Origin of the sequence: Ulvibacterium sp. (assembly GCF_028285715.1) — a bacterium.
Taxonomy (GTDB): Bacteria; Bacteroidota; Bacteroidia; order Flavobacteriales; family Flavobacteriaceae; genus Ulvibacterium.
This window is the reverse complement of the sequence record NZ_JANQOO010000004.1, coordinates 41,885-57,800: the sequence shown is the minus strand read 5'-3', so window position 1 is coordinate 57,800 and position 15,916 is coordinate 41,885. Positions and strand designations below refer to the sequence as shown.

The following is a 15,916-nucleotide window of genomic DNA, read 5'->3' as shown; positions in this document are numbered from 1 at the left end:
CTACTTCGTATTGAATTCTTCAAACGAAAGATCTAGGACATCTTTGGTCAGCTTGGAGCCATTGTGAATTAAAATACGATACTTAAAGGTTACCGATTCATTTTTGGTCAATTTGAAATTTAGGGTTTCCTTGCCTTCCGAAAAAATGGCCCGTCCTAAAGGATTGGCGGCAAAAAGCCCATAACCCCTGGCATGCCAGTAGGTAGGGTATCCAATATTGTCCTTATGGTCCAATATGGTGATGGATACGGTTTCACCCTTAATGTCGCTTTCCAATTTTACCCATTTATTGCGCGTACCCCACACATCGTTTCCCGTAAGACCTTCGCTACCAAAATAATTGCCGTGTACACCATCATTGTTCAGGGCCTCCACTTCTGTAACGTTTCCTGAGGCATCCGTATAGATTGCCGGTTTATCCGAAACCAATTCAAGTTCTCGGGCTACCCGAATAGCGATCATCCCTTCTTTGTTATCCTTAAAGGAAATGTCATCCAGAGCATTAAGAGTCGTTGTGCGATCTATTACTCTAGTATTCCCTGTTTCGGAAAATGTAAATTCCGTTATTTCCTCCATCAAATCAACATCATCGGGCGAACGCCAAATCGCTCGTATTATCAAGATGCCATGGTCATCATCACTCTTCAGGATCTCTTGATGGTAAATTGTACCATATTCCCGTTTTTTCTCCTCTGGGATGGCGTAGGAATTGTTCCAAAAATCCAGTCCATTTACATCCCCATAGTTAAACCAATGCCCAGCATGATGGGGATGATCAACACGCTCATTGGGTCTTGGGTCATAGGGAAAGCCCCTGGTAACCGTTTTACCGCTTTTGGTAATGAGCGGATATAAAATCGGTTTGGGGGTCTGCCCGTCATAAATATAACTGGTGAACAATATGTCATTTATGGTAATGTCTACCTTTTTGTTAGCATTATCCTTAGAAAATTTTACTTTGGATAATGATTCTCCGCCACCTTCGGATATTGTAGTAGCTGTACTTTTTACGTCCTTACATGAAATCAATAAAAATGTGAAAAGTATATAACAGCCAAAAGTCCGTTTCAACAAGCGCAACATGTCCATCATCAATATTTGAACACTTTTCCACCCGCCAAAACATCTTGATTCTTTGCATCGAAGGTGGCCTTTAAACCGGTCCGTAAAGCCGCGGTGGTCATAATATTGGCAATGGAATGATTATAACCAGCTTCAACCGGACCATTGGTAGTCTTACGGCTTCGAACACATTCCATCCAGTTGAGCATATGCAATGAGGTCATATTATCCGCTCCGGTATTGGCTGATGTAACCACTTTTGGGGCATTCTCGGAAAGATTGAAGCCTTTTAATTTATTTGGCTTCATCCCCATAGCACTTGCATGTCTCTGGGATAAACCACCATTATCACTCACTTTGTTCGTATCCAAATTCAATTCTCCTGCATTGGAATAATAGATTTCCTTGGTACCGCCTGCCGAATTTGTAAAGCGAGAGGAATACGTAACCTGAAAGCCTGAACTCGGATCGTCTGCTGGGCCATAATCAAAGACGGCCGACATGGTATCAAAGTTCTTTCGGCCATCCTTCCATAGATAAATACCTCCATTGGCGGCTACACTTCGAGGATGGTCCAAACCGGAGAACCAATGTACCGTATCGATTTGATGGGACATCCATTGTCCGGGAATCCCAGAGGAATACGGCCAGAAAAGGCGATACTCCAGATATTTTCTCGGATCCCATTCTGCTGGGGGCCTATTCATTTGATAGCGTTTCCAATCCGTATCGGATTCCTTGATCTCACTGGTTAATTTCGGCAAACGCCACCTCCCAGGTTGGTTTACGTTCCAGGTCATTTCGACCATGACAATGTCCCCGAACTTACCAGATTTAATAAAATCGTCGGCCGCATGATAATTGGCGCCACTACGTCTTTGTGAACCGATCTGAAAAATAATCCCTGATTCCTTTACCGCTTTCTTACCTATACGGGCATCCTCCATGGTTTCTGCAAAAGGTTTTTCACAGTATACATCTTTTTTGGCCTTTGCCGCCTCAACCGTGTGGAGTGCATGCTGGAAATCTGCGGTAGAAATAATTACGGCGTCAATCTTGTTCTTATCATACATTTCCTCATTATTCCTCCATTGTGTTATTTTATTGCCTGTTTTTTCCTTTATAAAGGCGGCCCCTTCATCCCGTCTTCTATTCCAGATATCGGATACTCCTACGATTTCAAAATTCTGCGCCTTGCTATGACCGTTAAAAGCAGGTATCAAGGCTCCCTTTGCTCGATTTGAAAATCCAACAATACCCACACTAACGCGGTCATTCGCCCCTATTATTCTATTATAGCTCCTGGCACTCATAGCACTGGCGCCCAAAATAATTCCGCTTGAGGCCAATGTTGTCTTCTGTATAAAATTTCGTCTTGTCCTATTCATGATCCGTTGATTTTGTTGGTTAAAATTCTCTTACCTTAATGCTCCTAAAGGAAACCTCATCCCCATGGTCCTGTAATAAAATAAGCCCCTCGGGGATACGACCGAAATTATCCCATTTTTCATATTTACTTTTCTCCACCAAAGCTTTGAAAATTTGGCTAAAGCGATCGAACTCCACCACCTTAATTTGGTTCAGCCAATGTTGAACATGACCTCCCTTGACCACAATTCGGGCATTGTTCCATTTACCCACACCCTTGAAATTTTTGCCCCGCGAACTGTCCGAATTTTCGGCACGTATCAAATCATATAACGAGCCCACGGTCCTATTTCCATTCTTCCCTTGTTTGGCGTCCGGATGCGCCTTGTCGTCCAGTACTTGAAATTCCATCCCGATGGCCGAGCCTTCCCCTTTGTTGAGCTCGGAGTCCACAAAATATTTGATCCCACTATTAGCACCCTCCGAAATCTTAAAATCAACGCTCAGTTCAAAATCCTTAAAGGAGTCCAGGGTTACAATATCGCCGCCATTTCTGGATTCCGCACCACCCGAGGCAAGTACGGTAAGGGTACCCTCCTTTATTTCCCATCCCTTATCAGGGAATTTATTCAATTTAGCGCCCCTCCATCCGTCGGTTGTCTGTCCGTCCCACAACAAGCGCCAGCCTCTACGCTTCTCGCTTTCCGTAAGTTGATTGGCCAAATAACTGATCTCCGGTACGTTCGAATCGATTTCTTTTCTTGAATTGGCCAAATCAGTCGTTTTAATCCTTATGTTTTTCCATTTCACGATTTTACCTTCCAAACTTTCATCACGGATACTATGAACTTGAAAAGCAATAAAACCTTCAGCGGTGGTATCATCCACCAAATTAGCACATTGGATATCATTGACCCAGGTGCGAATGGTATTGCCGATAGCCTCTATCCTATAATGATTCCATTGGCCGGGAACAAATGCATTCCGCCCTTTTGGATTTCTGGAGAGGGGATAAAGCCATCCATTCCGGGCTTCATCATAAACTCCTCCTGCCCATTTTCTTGAACTAGTTTCAATTTCGCACTGATAGCCGTGAACCCTGCCGTTATTATAATCCGGCAAACTTAGACTTCGAAATTGGACCCCGGAGTTCAATCCGTTTTCAACGAATACATCAAACTCCAAGATAAAATCTCCATAGGTTTTTTTTGTCGCCATGAAACTGTTTGGAGTACCTAGTTTGGAAGTTCCGATAAGCTGCCCGTCCCTAATTTCATATTTGGCATTTCCATTGAGCTGTTCAAAATTTTTCAGGTCTTTCCCATTGAATAACGTTTCCCAGTTCTCCTGGGCGGTAAGGGAAATTCCCGTAAATAGTAGAATGGATACCACTACATAATTTATTTTTTTCATACGTGTTTCTTTTATAAGCTTCTGATTAGTAGTTGTGCTGGCACTCAGTTTAAGTTAACGGCCGTTAACGTTAACGAATGTAAAAAATATTTTAGCGTTTAGCAAGATTAATCCGTATTCTTTGATCAGACCCGATTCCAAAAGTATTTTATGCCTTTCTTCTCACGAGGTCATCCGTTCATTGCAATACGGAGGGCACTCTTTTACTACCTTTTTCGCCTAGGACTTTGAAAGGTTAATCCGAACGGAGAAGACATTTTGAAAAACAAAAATCCCGATGTACAATTTCATCGGAATTGTACTTGATGTGGGCCCTACTGGATTACATACCCTTTTGGGAGACCCCTGTCGCAAATAGAAAACACGGGGCTTGAAGGCCTTACTTTTTTGCTTCCCTCCGAAAGACAAATAAATCTGCATTTCTTCGGGAAACAGAAAACCCGTGCGAGTTCGCACGGGTTTTCTGCTAGATGTGGGCCCTACTGGATTCGAACCAGTGACCCCCTGCTTGTAAGGCATAATATTTTTTTGCCTTCTTATTAATCATTGTAAATATTTATTAACCATATCCATTGTTTTTAAGGTATTTACAATAAATTTGTTAATCGATTGTATTATTTTATTTCGAATAAAATTATGCAAATATTATGCAAATGAAGTTAATTACATAATCCATGGACTATAATATTTCCTTTTACCTGGATCAAAGAACGAAGAAATTGAACGGTGAGCATGCAATACGCCTGAGGGTCTATTCTACCTTGATAAAGAAACAGAAATTCTATAACCTGAACCTATCGGCCACAAAGAAAGATTTCGGGAAAATAACCGATCACGATGTCAAGAACAGGGGAAGGTTAAGGGAACTACATTTGATATTACAGGAAATCGAAAATAGGGCGGACCATATCGCCAAGGGGCTCGGCACCTTTACCTTCGACGCTTTCGAGACAAAGATGTTCAGGCCAAAGGGCGCCTCGGTCTCGGTTGGCTACCATTATAGCAAGAAAATCGATAGGCTGGAATCTGGGGGTCAGGTGGCAACAGCGGAAAACTACCGGTTAAGCCTTAAGTCCTTGGGGAACTACGCAATGGAAAAGAAGAACATCAACTCATCCAAGCTTTCCTTTTATGACATTACCCCTGAATTCCTGAAAGGTTATGAAAACTATATGGTCAAGGAACTGGACAGGAGCAGGACGACGGTTTCCATTTACCTAAGGGCGCTCAGGAGTGTTTATAATGATGCCATTGCCTCCGACAACATAAAAAGGGAGATTTACCCTTTCGGCAAATCCGATAGGAAAAAATATACCATCCCCAACCCAAGGGGCAGGAAACTGGCACTTAGTGCAAAGGACTTCATTTTGCTAAGGGACGGAAGGCCATTGACCCCCGAGCAGGAGAAGGCCAAGGCATTTTGGTTCTTCTCCTATGCATGTAGCGGGATGAACATCAAGGATATTGCCCTTTTGCGCATCGGGGATGTATCGTCCGACTCGTTCAGTTATTACAGGGCAAAGACCATCAATACAAGAGCGGAAGACCTCAACACCATAAAGGTATTCCTGACCGATTTCACAAGGCGTGTGATCAAAAACTACGGAAACCTGGACGGAAACCCCAAAGATTTCGTTTTCCCGATACTCGACGGGTCGGAGGATCCAGGAGGGCAACAACGAAAAATAAAAGCTTTCACAAGGTTTATCAACCAGCATATCACGAAACTGGCCCAGAGCCTTGGTATAGGAACCAGGATCAGCACATATACCGCCAGGCATACGTTCGCCACGAACGCCAGGAACAAAGGCGCTAGCACCGAGTTCATAAAGGATGCCCTTGACCATAGCAATATTAAGACCACGGAGGCATACCTGGCAAGTTTTGACGATGAGGTCAAAAGGGAATTCTCAAGGAACATAATGGAGGTTTGAAATAGTTTAGAACGCTATGGTATTCATAAACAAAAATATTTTTTCAATCGATGAAGTTCAGTTGGGGATTACCGATGACATTATTAGACAAAACGTACAGTCAACCATTAATGGAGAAAATCCCAATGCCCACGATTCCTATAGCCAGTTAGTGTCTATTTGTCAAGAGCTCCATTCAGTGACCGGATTATCATTATTCGACGAATTTATAGAACTTTTTAAATGCAACCCTGTGTTCTCCGGATTGGAGGATTTTATTTCAAATGTAGAGAAGGTTATTGGGCAAACCGATGGGTTTTCTCAATCCGATAAGGTTAGGATGAAGTCCATAGTCTGCTCCCAATATTTACAGATTGAAATGCTAAAATACAGGTATAGGCACAGGACCCTACAATTACATGGCCCGTTCGATTTTGTAATTGGGGATAGAAAGGTAATAACAAACTTCTCTGAAATCCATGATGTCTTCATTAAAGAAGAAACTAAAATAAACCAAGAGATTTTAAGAGAGATTTCAGATGTAAACGATAAAAAGGAACACTTAGATAAAACAATCGATATACTTGATGAACTCAGAGAAATGATTGAATCAGATAGGATTGTTAAGAAAATCGACAAGAAAATATCAATAATTCAAAGGAAACTTGACCGTTTGCCTACGGACCTGACAACCGATATTGAACTTAAAAAAACCGAAATTTTAAAAGGTCATTTCGATGAATTTTCATTGGGCGACTTGCCACATGTAAAAGTATTGGACAAGAGCGGCCAGGATAAACTGCTTCGTTTACTAGTAAATAATGATGCAAAGTATTTTGTTGCCATGCTAAATCACCTTGGTGTGTTAGACCATCTTTTAGATAATTACTGTCGGACAAAAAACGAAGCAAACATTAGAATTGCCAAATGGAGAAATCCTTTGGCAAAAAGTGGCAGGGAAGTTCGCCGCCATTTAAATTCAATAACAAAAAAAGATTACAACGACAAATCGGACGCTTATCTTCAAGTAGAAATAGTCAGAAAAGACTACGAAACAATAAAAAAAGGGGGTACCCCCTAAAATCCCCTCTCTATCATTGTGGCAGATTAATTAAATATCTACGCAATGAACATAACTCACAACGAACTGCCTCAAGCAGTTGAAGAGCTCTTTGGAATTGCCAAGGCAATCAAAACAATACTCGATGGTAAGTCAAATCGCGAGGAAGATGAGCCTATGGGCCTTGATCGTGTGGTAGAACTTGATCCATTGGGTAGGGCAAAATCTACTTTTTATCGTTACTGCCAGGATCCCGACAGTCAGTTCCCCTATAGAAAAAGGGGCAAGCATATCATAGTATTGCGATCAGAATTCGAAGCTTGGCTGAAATTAGGTCAGAAAAACTCCAATGAGAGAATTAGTAACAGGGTGGATTCAATTCTTACCTCCAACACTTCCAAGAAATGAGCCCCGAAGTCCTAGTAAAAAGACCTATGATACCTCAACCACTTGTCGGAACCTACAATGTACAATTAGAACGGAACCGAACAATTGACTATATCCAATCAGGGGAGGGCTGCAAACTGCCTGAAAAACTAAGGTTGATTTTTACCAATAGCATTGAATTCGACCTTGAAGTGTTTTACAAAGGAGGTTTTGTGAAGCTTTCAATCCTTCACCAAACAAACAAAGAAAACTTGTACTACGGTGAGGTAGGAGCAAATGGAACTATTCTAGTAAAGCTAGGGGGAAGATTAACACTGTACCACTGGCCCGAGTTCCGGACCAAGGAAGCCTGGAAGTTGTTCAAGGCTATATGCCAACAGAAATCAAATGGCAAAACCAACAGCTGTAAAATGATTTACCAAAAAAGAACAAACGAAAATACATAACTAAATAAACCTAAAACCCGGCGAAAAATTAGGGAATGGCACACCGGGTTTTATGATTCTTTGACACATGAAAATTAGTAAAAAAATGCCAGATAATGGCCATTCCCACCACTTATCTTTCCCGCATCTCCAGGAAAGGAAAAGACAGCAAGAAAAAGAAATCAAGGAAACGGAAATTTGCGTTTATGCAAACGCAATGGACGCCAAGGGCGATATTACCACAATCCATAAAGCGCTTTCCGGAATAAAGACCGGTAACCCGTCAAAGGGTATCATTCAACAAGTAAGGAGAAGCCCTGACAAAGATGTTCGCAATAGACTAAAAAAGAAACTTCGCGCCTATACCTGGGCAGGCTTGTTCTCGCAAAGGTCAAAAGACAACCTCATCGAGTCATCATTCCTCGCCTGCTTGGATTTTGATGGGGTGAAAGATGTTCAACAGACAAAAGCGACTCTTACAACGGACCCATTTGTGTTTTGTGTTTTTCTTTCTCCTTCCGGAACTGGATTAAAGGTCCTGATAAAGATTCCATCCTGTATTAACGATAAAAGGTACCAGGAGCACTACGGGGCCCTTCTTGAGTATTTCGCCTATTTCAACCCTGACCAAAGTACCAAGGACATCAGTCGACTATGTTTTGATTCATACGACCCTGACATTCATGTAAACTATAGGTCCCACGTATTTTCTGAACGAATCAAAATTGCTATTAGTCCTCCCAAGGAAGACCAAAATCATCTCGTTAATCTCACCATAGATGAAGCTACCACCTTGACTCGGGTCTATGCCTATTGGAAAAAGAGATATCCTTTCCATGAAGGCAGCCGGAACAACAACCTATTCATTCTAGCAAGAAGGCTGTGTGAGCATGGGGTCTCGGAGGCAAGCACCTTGGCGCTGGCCTTAAAATTTCAAGGGGATGGTTTTGGTCCCGCAGAAATCAATTCTCTTGTGAAATCTGCCTATATGAGAACCCAATTCAACATCAAATCCATTGTGTCATGGAAGCAGTAAAGAAAATGGACCCCTTAGAGAAAGCCGAAGAACATATAGATGTTCTTAAGTCCATAGCCAGACCAAAGTTTATTGTCGAGGTGGGTTACGGTGAAAAGAAAAAGGATGTTGTGGACCCAGCTAAGCTAAGACAGTATCTAGAATCCGAGGGCTATTGCAGGTATAAAGGCAAAGTAATTAGAATTGTGGACAACATCGCGGATTTTGCTTGTCCAAACTCAATTTACCGGCACTGTATTGGCCATGTTGGATCGTTTGTGCACGATGGATTCGAATCGTTGTTTGTGAGAGTAGGGGAATCGCTCCTAATTAAGAATAAGGGTATTCTTTTGGGACTGAGGGAGTGCGCACTTGAACCGGTAAAACATACCAGGAAAGCAGCCAATTATTTCTATAGGAACGGCGTTGTCAGGGTTACCCAGGGTGAGGTAATGGAACTTTTGGAATATACTGAGATAGAAGGCTTCATTTGGAAGGTAGACATAAAAGAAAGGGAGTTTTCCTTTATCGATGAAAAAGAGGTAAACAAAGGAATGTTCTATTTATTTATGGACAGGACCTCCAATACGCGCGAACATTTCAAGGCCAATGTAACCGCCCTAGGTTATGCCATACACAGTTATAAAGATCCTAGTGAACCAAAGGCTCTTATAATCAATGACGAAAACCTGGCCGATACCGGAAATCCGGAAGGCGGAACCGGGAAGGGCATTTGTGTCAAGGCCATCAAGGCAATGGTCCCTGTGGCACCGTATAATGGAAAAAACTCGGAGTTTGCGAAGAACAGGTTCGCCTATCAAAATGTAAACCGTGCTACCAAGGTCATATCCATTGATGATGTAGGAAGGAACTTTCCGTTCGAATCCTTGTTCAGTGTACTTACCGATTCGTTGATTGTAGAACGGAAGCATCAGGGCATCGAAGAGATTCCATATAAGGAAAGCCCCAAGTTCGTTTTGACCACCAACTACACTATTAAAGGAAGAAGCGGGAGCTATGCCAGAAGACGATTTGATATGTTCCTGAACAACCATTATGGCCCAAAACATAGACCTATCGACGAATTTGGAAACGAATTCTTCCATGGATGGGACGGACGAGAATGGGAGCGTTTCGATAATTTCATGATGATATGTGTGAAAACCTACTTGGACCAAGGTTTGATCGAGTACCGCAGCAGTGATATCGAATTGAAAGTGCTAAAAAATGAGACTTCCGAGGAATTTTGGGATATTATGGAAGAGGATGGATTCGGTAGAATTGGAGAAAGACATTATAAAACTGAACTGTTGCAACGAATCAAGGATAGAAATCCCAAACCATTCTTCAAAACACTATCCTTTAGAAAACTTAAGGAGTGGATAAACCTATATAGTCAGTTTCATGGCCTAAAAGTTGTCCATTCCAAGGAGAATACGCGGTCATTTTATGAATTTAGGCCAAAAGTGAAGGATTCGTGAAGGCAAAGTGAAAGGTTTGTGAAGTATAAAATCTCGATAAACACTGGGTTGTGAAGGTTGTGAACCTTTTTCTTAAGTTATTACGCGCGAGAGAAAAAATAGTATAGAACATTATAATAAAAAGTATTTTGGAAAAAACGTTCACTTTGTTCACAGGCCAATAGAAATGGGCATTTGATCCTTCACCTAGCGTTCACCACTAAACATTTTGTTGGCCGTCGGATTTTAATTCTTATTCGGGCCGGTAGAAATCTATCAAGGATTATCGTCCAAGGTACAGGAAACCGGTATATGGTCGCTCGTCCTTGTCTTGATGATAGATCCGGCATTGGCCCTTTGGAAAGCCTGATGTTCCACTTCGCCATTGCCACCATTGACCTGTAATGAGAGGCTCCCGTTCACCAAGGGTTGGCTGATGAAGATATGGTCCAGCAATAAAGGGTTCTGGCTTGCAGGAATGTCCAGGATCTTGTCCCGGAACTTCGCGGTCCATCGCAGATCCTTCTTGAAGTCGAAAAGGGCATGGTTCATATATCTTTCGGCCTCCAATACTTCCCCTTGTAGGTTCTGTATGAGGTCGAAGAACAGGTATTGATATTCGAAATAACGCTGCCCCGGCCCGTCGTTGCCGTCCCCTAGTACCATTATGCCGGGATTGGTCAATTGGTCGAACTTGGCGTTTATGTACTGTCTTATGTTCCGGGCCTCGGTGGCGAGCTTTACACGGGCCTTTAATGCCGTTTCAAGGAACTTTCCCGTTAGGTTGCCATCCTGGTCCCTGGTGATGGTTGAGTTGTTTATCTTGGATTTAAGGTGTATCCCGATAAACTCTATTTCCTCCCCGTTTTCCAGGTCGTAGATCATTACCTGTGGCAGCCTATAATGGCTGTGGCTAGTTGGTTTTATCTGCCCCCAATAGTTGACGTTCCAATTTTTCTTGCCTACGAAATCATACCATACCTGGGCCTCCTGTATCCTGCATTTAGATAGGATCGCCGGTTTTACCACGAACCACATCCATTGAGTACCTTTTATATCGTAATCATCGTCCCTATCCCCGATATTGTCGTTGGGGCCTTTGAGCAATACCGGAACCCATTGGTCGTTCAGGACTGTGCTACAGAAATCCGTTATGCCCTGTTCCCCTTTCGGGCCCTCCACGATACCCAGGATATCAGGATCGATATCGTTTATGGTCTCCTCCACCCTCCTTCTCCGGTCGAGTTCATGGGCGGTCGGGTTGTTATCGATCAATCGATTACTGTTCTTGATGTTCCAAGTGGTTACTTTTAATGACATGATGCAGCGTTTAAGATTAAATGTTCCTCGTTGAAGGGGGGCCACGATCAAAAAAGAGGAGTTTTCAGTACTACTAAAAGATACTGAAAATCGTGGATACTGAAAGTGTAATCGACTAAACCGGGTTGATTTTGGATTAACTGTATTCGGTAAACGAAAACCATTACTAACCCGGGGAATTGGTGATTGAATCGGCTATAAAAACCATAGGTTTTTTGGGGTTTTTATTGTTGGTATGGAATCGACATTTCAATATATTTAGGACGACCAGCGGGAATAAATAATTGTTAAAGATTTGATTGGTACGATGGTTTTTGAATTTCTAAACCTAATTCCAGATTTAGGGATTTAGCCAATTTCAATGAGCTTTGGAGGGCCTCCACCATGAAGATGACTCTCAGGGTAGCTCAGTTCCCAAGTAGTTCCGTCACTTCCTTTGTACTTAATTGTCCAACCGTCTTCACTTGTCCCGATTTTAACCAGGTCATTTTCAATCATGCTTTCAATGATTTTACAATTCGAATCTGCTATTATCTTTCCATTTACGAACTTCCATCTACCTATTATCTCTCTTCCGCTCATTTAATGATTATATGGAACTAAGATACATTATTCCTTGCACCTTTGCCGGCCCCATTGGAAACCTACAGGACTATCCTTAATAGGTGTCACTCCGCACGCATAAATCTAGGTAGGATGATACGAATGTATTATGTTAATACTCCAATGATTTTAACATATCCTTTGGGCCTTCCAAAGAAATTATATGTGGAGTAAGAATAGTGTTTGAATCGTTCATTAATTGAATAACATTCTCAGCAAATGACCTTGATTGGATAACGGAATTTGAACTAATATCGGATGGTAATGGCAGTGACTCGAATATTCTAGGATTTGTTATTCCAATAACATCGCATTGTATTGTTCCTGCTAATTTTTTCTCATCTGCCAGCAGCCCCAATGAAGGTAAACTTTTAATTGATGTAGATGATAGTTCTTCGGATAAAACTATAAATCTACTTCTAATTCTAACACCAACACCAACCTTGACATAAGCCTTCTTACTTGTATTTTGTACCAATGAATCAATAACATCAATACGATATAATGAATAGTCAATTGTCATTTCATAAGTTTTGCTTTTTTTTAGATTTAACAATTCTTCAGAATAGCTCTCATCTACATTTTCTTCTAATTTAGCTAAGAAGATCTTTACTTGATAATTAGGAAGCTTTTCAAGAATTTTATCCCTATCCGTTTCGTTGATATCAAGTTTGGTGTTTTCTGTTGGCTTTAAATTGATTGGTTTATTAATCGTCTTAATATTAAAATAATCATTTTGCTTTTTTTCAAGCATAATCAAGTATTTTTCCGCTTCTTGTTTTTTTCCATTTCTTTCTAGCAATTCAAAGGTTGTTCTAAGCTCAGATGTTTCTTTTGAATGAATGTCTATTGCATTTTTTGTAGTATGATCTGAATATTCAATCATGTATCTAAGTATTCCAAACAATCCTCCTCCTCCTACTATGATGGAAATAATTGTTCCTACATATGTTAGCTTTTTGACCTTAGCAAAACTTTTTTCTAAAATCTTTATCCTTACCAGAAGGGAGTCTTTCTTTTCGTCTTGCATTTTTGTGAATTTTAATTATATACAATGTTGCATTATAATGTTTTACTCAACCTTTATGTGATTAACCAATATAGGAGATCCTAGTTCAAAATGACAACACCTTCTTTGGCCAATAGGTTTATTTTCTTGCAAGTTTGAACTATAATATTAAAAGGAGCCAGCCTGAATGTGCTTCTATGAAAGTTTTGGGCGTAGTTTATTCTGATGCTTGTCGATTTCAGTTTAGCTATTGAAGTATACCCAACCTTTTTTGAAGCTCCATTAAAGTACTGCCTAATGCGTCGGTAGATTCCCCTTTTATTAACATATAGGGGATTTTTTTATATAGATAAGAAGATATCTGATTTGGAGTATACGGTGTTGAAGAAAGGTTTTGAAAGCCAATAATCCTGGGAGTCACCATCACTTTGAGAAAATCCTCTTTGTTTTTCTCCATTGTATATATTTTTTCTCTAATTGCCGCGACATTTGATAACAGGTTTTGAATGGAGCCCTTATTTATTTCTGTGGGCAATGGGATTAATGAAGTTACTGATTCGCCAGTTATCCCTAAAGTGTTTATTTCAAGGCTACCTTCAATTTTGTTATTAGAAGCTGCTACTGCCAATCCTAAAATATCTGGAATGCTAACATTTCTTTTCTTGGTTACAAATTTAGCGATCATTCTGACTCCAACGCCCATTACAATTTTTACTATATCGCTGTTGGTTGGAATCTTATCTGAAATCGAGTTAATTAGGGAATCGCTTTTTTGAAGGAAGATTTCACCTTTTATGTTTTTGACCGTAGTTGTCTTCATAAGATCCTCGGGTTGTAAGATAAGCTCTGCCTTTCCATTGTGAATTGCCAATGCATTTACGGAACTATACTTTATCCAATCAAAAATGACCTCGTATTTATCGTCTTTACTTGATGCGGAAACAAAACTCATGTAACCTCCGTCAATATCAGTGTTTAATTCCCTTGAAGCAAACTTTGTCGTTTCATCAGGGAGTAATTCAAGGATATCCTTATTGGTATAATCATAAGAATTATCGACAATTATCCTCACAGGCATTGGATCTATAGGCACATATGTACTTTTTTCGGTTTGTCCATATATGAGATTAATAAAGAAGATTAGTCCGAAGTTTGTTATAATTAAATTTTTCATCCTAGTTGGTTTTTGGTTACCTACTAAAAATATTAAATTCTTGTTAATTTATTAATATATCGTAAGTGAAGAAATTGTAAAAGATCAGAATTTACTTATAATCTGTTTGTGCTAAAGAGCGGGATTGGGATTTCATACAGGAAGAAAGAATGCAAATAGGCTTCTTACTAATGTAAGGAACTTACTGGGCCTATTATTGTCAAGGTATAGTTGATTATAGAAATAGTTCGACGTAGTATTCACTATTGTTGAGCTGGTAAAAAGCCTAATTCTTCTGGATATTTATTGAAAGATTTAGCCATGTCTTTTCCTTGCTTAAAAAATTTCGGATCAACATTAATTGCATCTAAACTGTCCCATTCAAGTTTTATTGATTCGAGGTCCTTTTTAAACTCTATTTCATTGAATTCTGATGTTAAAACCATCTCTATATTGTGCCTCAATTTTTCATAATTACTTCCGGTAATTTTATGTAGTTCTGATTTTTCGCTTGGCTTTGTAAATGTCTGATAGCCTGCTAACAAGGCCACCACTGTCGATGCTACAGCAACAAAATTTGAATGCTTAAGAATCCAAAACAATTCGTCATACTCTTCTGATTCTACTGAAGGAAATCTGAAGGAGAACGCAATAAACAATGAAAGAGCAAACGCTCCAAGACCAACCCAGAAATGAACTTTTCCCCAGAAAAGACTTTCATATCTATGTGCATACTCTAGTTGGTGGACTTTTCTCATCCAGTCAAGAAGCATATTTTTTTGTTGTTCAGTCATTCGGCATCAATTGATTCTTCTATTTCCCTCAAGAACTCGCGAGGTTCAATATACATTTTTCTGTTGATTTTTGATTCCGTTATGTCAATTGGCCCTGTTACTTCGGACTGACCCAATTGTTCGTTATTCAAATAAAATGAGAAAAATGTTGCACTCGTCATAAGGTCGTTTTTTTGCGATGATTTGTGAAATTCGCCTTGTTGTATTTCGTAAGTATCATTTTTTGTGAAAATCGATTTTCTCAGCTCTTTAACTTCAATATATTTCCCTGAATTTCTTGCTGTTGATTGATGTTGGTTGACATTGTTTAAGGTTTCATTATATATAATTTCGAATAATGCGCTATTAGCGTTCTCTGATTTTCTGTTAACCTTGTAATCTTGATTAACTAATTCACCAGTAATAATCCAACTTTGTGCGTGAAATCTATGAGAATGGATAGAGAACAAATCTCTAGTTCTAGGGTCAATATATTTTTCAAGTTTAGGTGACCATATATGAAATCTAATAAATTCGAGATTTCTTATTTCCTCTTCAAATTTAAAAAGAGGGATAGAAAGAAACCCTTGCGAGCCAACCGAGGAAATCGTTGAATTCGAAGGTATCCCAGTAATTGACGCTGAAATAAGTTTAAAAGTCTTGTTTACGTCTAATTCAGTTTTATTTCTTCTCGATATTTGGATATTATGTATGCCCACTATTCTATTGCAAACAGAAGTCATGAATTGATCGGATTGATTCCGTCCAAATTCTAATATTGTACTAAATTCTTTCTTTTCAAATGCATTAATAATGGCATTAGGGAAATCATTTATATTTGGCAGTAAATGTTGTACTTCTTCAGAATAACATTTATTTAGGCTATTTAAATAATTATCAAAACTATATTTGATTTGATTATGCATCATTCTTGAAGTAATCTTATGTTACAACT

15 protein-coding genes and 1 tRNA gene are annotated in these 15,916 nt (G+C 39.9%); 6 read left to right on the top strand and 10 right to left on the bottom strand.

Going from position 1 to position 15,916, the window contains the following annotated elements:
- From Q0993_RS01190 to Q0993_RS01175, 4 genes are all read right to left on the bottom strand, one after another.
- Positions 1-1,092: a PmoA family protein gene (locus Q0993_RS01190; protein WP_299529002.1), complete on the bottom strand. Its 1,092-nt coding sequence runs from the start codon at positions 1,090-1,092 to the stop codon at positions 1-3.
- Entirely contained in the window at positions 1,092-2,450 is a 1,359-nt protein-coding gene (locus tag Q0993_RS01185) for a Gfo/Idh/MocA family oxidoreductase (RefSeq protein WP_299529000.1), read from the bottom strand. Before Q0993_RS01185 ends, Q0993_RS01190 begins: the two co-directional genes overlap by 1 nt.
- A gap of 19 nt (positions 2,451-2,469) precedes the next feature.
- The gene (locus Q0993_RS01180) at positions 2,470-3,843 is read right to left on the bottom strand and encodes a DUF1080 domain-containing protein (protein ID WP_299528998.1); all 1,374 of its coding nucleotides are present in this window, start codon (positions 3,841-3,843) and stop codon (positions 2,470-2,472) included.
- Positions 3,844-4,316: 473 nt separating this feature from the next.
- Positions 4,317-4,386 (bottom strand) — tRNA-Val (locus Q0993_RS01175).
- 131 nt (positions 4,387-4,517) lie between these two features.
- Between Q0993_RS01175 and Q0993_RS01170 the strand changes: the two genes are divergently transcribed.
- From Q0993_RS01170 to Q0993_RS01145, 6 genes are all read left to right on the top strand, one after another.
- Positions 4,518-5,777: a site-specific integrase gene (locus Q0993_RS01170; RefSeq protein WP_299528996.1), complete on the top strand. Its 1,260-nt coding sequence runs from the start codon at positions 4,518-4,520 to the stop codon at positions 5,775-5,777.
- Between the two features lie 16 nt (positions 5,778-5,793).
- Positions 5,794-6,837 carry a hypothetical protein gene (locus Q0993_RS01165; protein WP_299528994.1) on the top strand — a complete coding sequence of 348 codons (1,044 nt, stop codon included), beginning with the start codon at positions 5,794-5,796 and terminating at the stop codon, positions 6,835-6,837.
- 45 nt (positions 6,838-6,882) lie between these two features.
- The gene (locus Q0993_RS01160) at positions 6,883-7,224 is read left to right on the top strand and encodes a helix-turn-helix domain-containing protein (RefSeq protein WP_299528992.1); all 342 of its coding nucleotides are present in this window, start codon (positions 6,883-6,885) and stop codon (positions 7,222-7,224) included.
- The gene (locus Q0993_RS01155) at positions 7,221-7,649 is read left to right on the top strand and encodes a hypothetical protein (protein ID WP_299528990.1); all 429 of its coding nucleotides are present in this window, start codon (positions 7,221-7,223) and stop codon (positions 7,647-7,649) included. Before Q0993_RS01160 ends, Q0993_RS01155 begins: the two co-directional genes overlap by 4 nt.
- A 67-nt stretch (positions 7,650-7,716) precedes the next feature.
- Positions 7,717-8,664: a BT4734/BF3469 family protein gene (locus Q0993_RS01150; RefSeq protein WP_299528988.1), complete on the top strand. Its 948-nt coding sequence runs from the start codon at positions 7,717-7,719 to the stop codon at positions 8,662-8,664.
- A complete protein-coding gene (locus Q0993_RS01145) occupies positions 8,652-10,124 on the top strand; it encodes a hypothetical protein (RefSeq protein ID WP_299528986.1) in 1,473 nt (490 codons plus the stop codon). The genes Q0993_RS01150 and Q0993_RS01145 overlap by 13 nt, the downstream gene beginning before the upstream one ends.
- A gap of 255 nt (positions 10,125-10,379) precedes the next feature.
- Here Q0993_RS01145 and Q0993_RS01140 read toward each other — a convergent pair whose 3' ends face one another.
- The 6 genes from Q0993_RS01140 to Q0993_RS01115 all read right to left on the bottom strand — a co-directional run bounded on the left by Q0993_RS01140 (position 10,380) and on the right by Q0993_RS01115 (position 15,890).
- A complete protein-coding gene (locus Q0993_RS01140) occupies positions 10,380-11,423 on the bottom strand; it encodes a hypothetical protein (protein ID WP_299528984.1) in 1,044 nt (347 codons plus the stop codon).
- A 348-nt stretch (positions 11,424-11,771) separates the two neighbouring features.
- On the bottom strand, positions 11,772-12,005 hold the full coding sequence (locus Q0993_RS01135) for an Imm27 family immunity protein (protein ID WP_299528982.1): 234 nt from the start codon (positions 12,003-12,005) through the stop codon (positions 11,772-11,774).
- A gap of 133 nt (positions 12,006-12,138) precedes the next feature.
- Positions 12,139-13,056, bottom strand: coding sequence for a hypothetical protein (locus Q0993_RS01130; RefSeq protein ID WP_299528980.1), 918 nt, complete (start codon positions 13,054-13,056; stop codon positions 12,139-12,141).
- A gap of 226 nt (positions 13,057-13,282) precedes the next feature.
- Positions 13,283-14,209 carry a hypothetical protein gene (locus Q0993_RS01125; RefSeq protein WP_299528978.1) on the bottom strand — a complete coding sequence of 309 codons (927 nt, stop codon included), beginning with the start codon at positions 14,207-14,209 and terminating at the stop codon, positions 13,283-13,285.
- Positions 14,210-14,451: 242 nt separating this feature from the next.
- A complete protein-coding gene (locus Q0993_RS01120; RefSeq protein ID WP_299528976.1) occupies positions 14,452-14,982 on the bottom strand; it encodes an SLATT domain-containing protein in 531 nt (176 codons plus the stop codon).
- Positions 14,979-15,890: a hypothetical protein gene (locus tag Q0993_RS01115; protein WP_299528974.1), complete on the bottom strand. Its 912-nt coding sequence runs from the start codon at positions 15,888-15,890 to the stop codon at positions 14,979-14,981. Before Q0993_RS01115 ends, Q0993_RS01120 begins: the two co-directional genes overlap by 4 nt.
- Positions 15,891-15,916 lie beyond the last annotated feature (26 nt).

What these genes read in the sequence shown, in the direction of transcription:
- Q0993_RS01145 (WP_299528986.1), top strand. Translation starts at nt 8,652, where the DNA reads ATGGAAGCAGTAAAGAAAATGGACCCCTTAGAGAAAGCCGAAGAACAT.
- Q0993_RS01165 (WP_299528994.1), top strand. Translation starts at nt 5,794, where the DNA reads ATGGTATTCATAAACAAAAATATTTTTTCAATCGATGAAGTTCAGTTG.
- Q0993_RS01170 (WP_299528996.1), top strand. Translation starts at nt 4,518, where the DNA reads ATGGACTATAATATTTCCTTTTACCTGGATCAAAGAACGAAGAAATTG.
- Q0993_RS01155 (WP_299528990.1), top strand. Translation starts at nt 7,221, where the DNA reads ATGAGCCCCGAAGTCCTAGTAAAAAGACCTATGATACCTCAACCACTT.
- Q0993_RS01150 (WP_299528988.1), top strand. Translation starts at nt 7,717, where the DNA reads ATGAAAATTAGTAAAAAAATGCCAGATAATGGCCATTCCCACCACTTA.
- Q0993_RS01135 (WP_299528982.1), bottom strand. Translation starts at nt 12,005, where the DNA reads ATGAGCGGAAGAGAGATAATAGGTAGATGGAAGTTCGTAAATGGAAAG.
- Q0993_RS01125 (WP_299528978.1), bottom strand. Translation starts at nt 14,209, where the DNA reads ATGAAAAATTTAATTATAACAAACTTCGGACTAATCTTCTTTATTAAT.
- Q0993_RS01120 (WP_299528976.1), bottom strand. Translation starts at nt 14,982, where the DNA reads ATGACTGAACAACAAAAAAATATGCTTCTTGACTGGATGAGAAAAGTC.
- Q0993_RS01115 (WP_299528974.1), bottom strand. Translation starts at nt 15,890, where the DNA reads ATGATGCATAATCAAATCAAATATAGTTTTGATAATTATTTAAATAGC.
- Q0993_RS01185 (WP_299529000.1), bottom strand. Translation starts at nt 2,450, where the DNA reads ATGAATAGGACAAGACGAAATTTTATACAGAAGACAACATTGGCCTCA.
- Q0993_RS01130 (WP_299528980.1), bottom strand. Translation starts at nt 13,056, where the DNA reads ATGCAAGACGAAAAGAAAGACTCCCTTCTGGTAAGGATAAAGATTTTA.
- Q0993_RS01140 (WP_299528984.1), bottom strand. Translation starts at nt 11,423, where the DNA reads ATGTCATTAAAAGTAACCACTTGGAACATCAAGAACAGTAATCGATTG.
- Q0993_RS01180 (WP_299528998.1), bottom strand. Translation starts at nt 3,843, where the DNA reads ATGAAAAAAATAAATTATGTAGTGGTATCCATTCTACTATTTACGGGA.
- Q0993_RS01190 (WP_299529002.1), bottom strand. Translation starts at nt 1,092, where the DNA reads ATGATGGACATGTTGCGCTTGTTGAAACGGACTTTTGGCTGTTATATA.
- Q0993_RS01160 (WP_299528992.1), top strand. Translation starts at nt 6,883, where the DNA reads ATGAACATAACTCACAACGAACTGCCTCAAGCAGTTGAAGAGCTCTTT.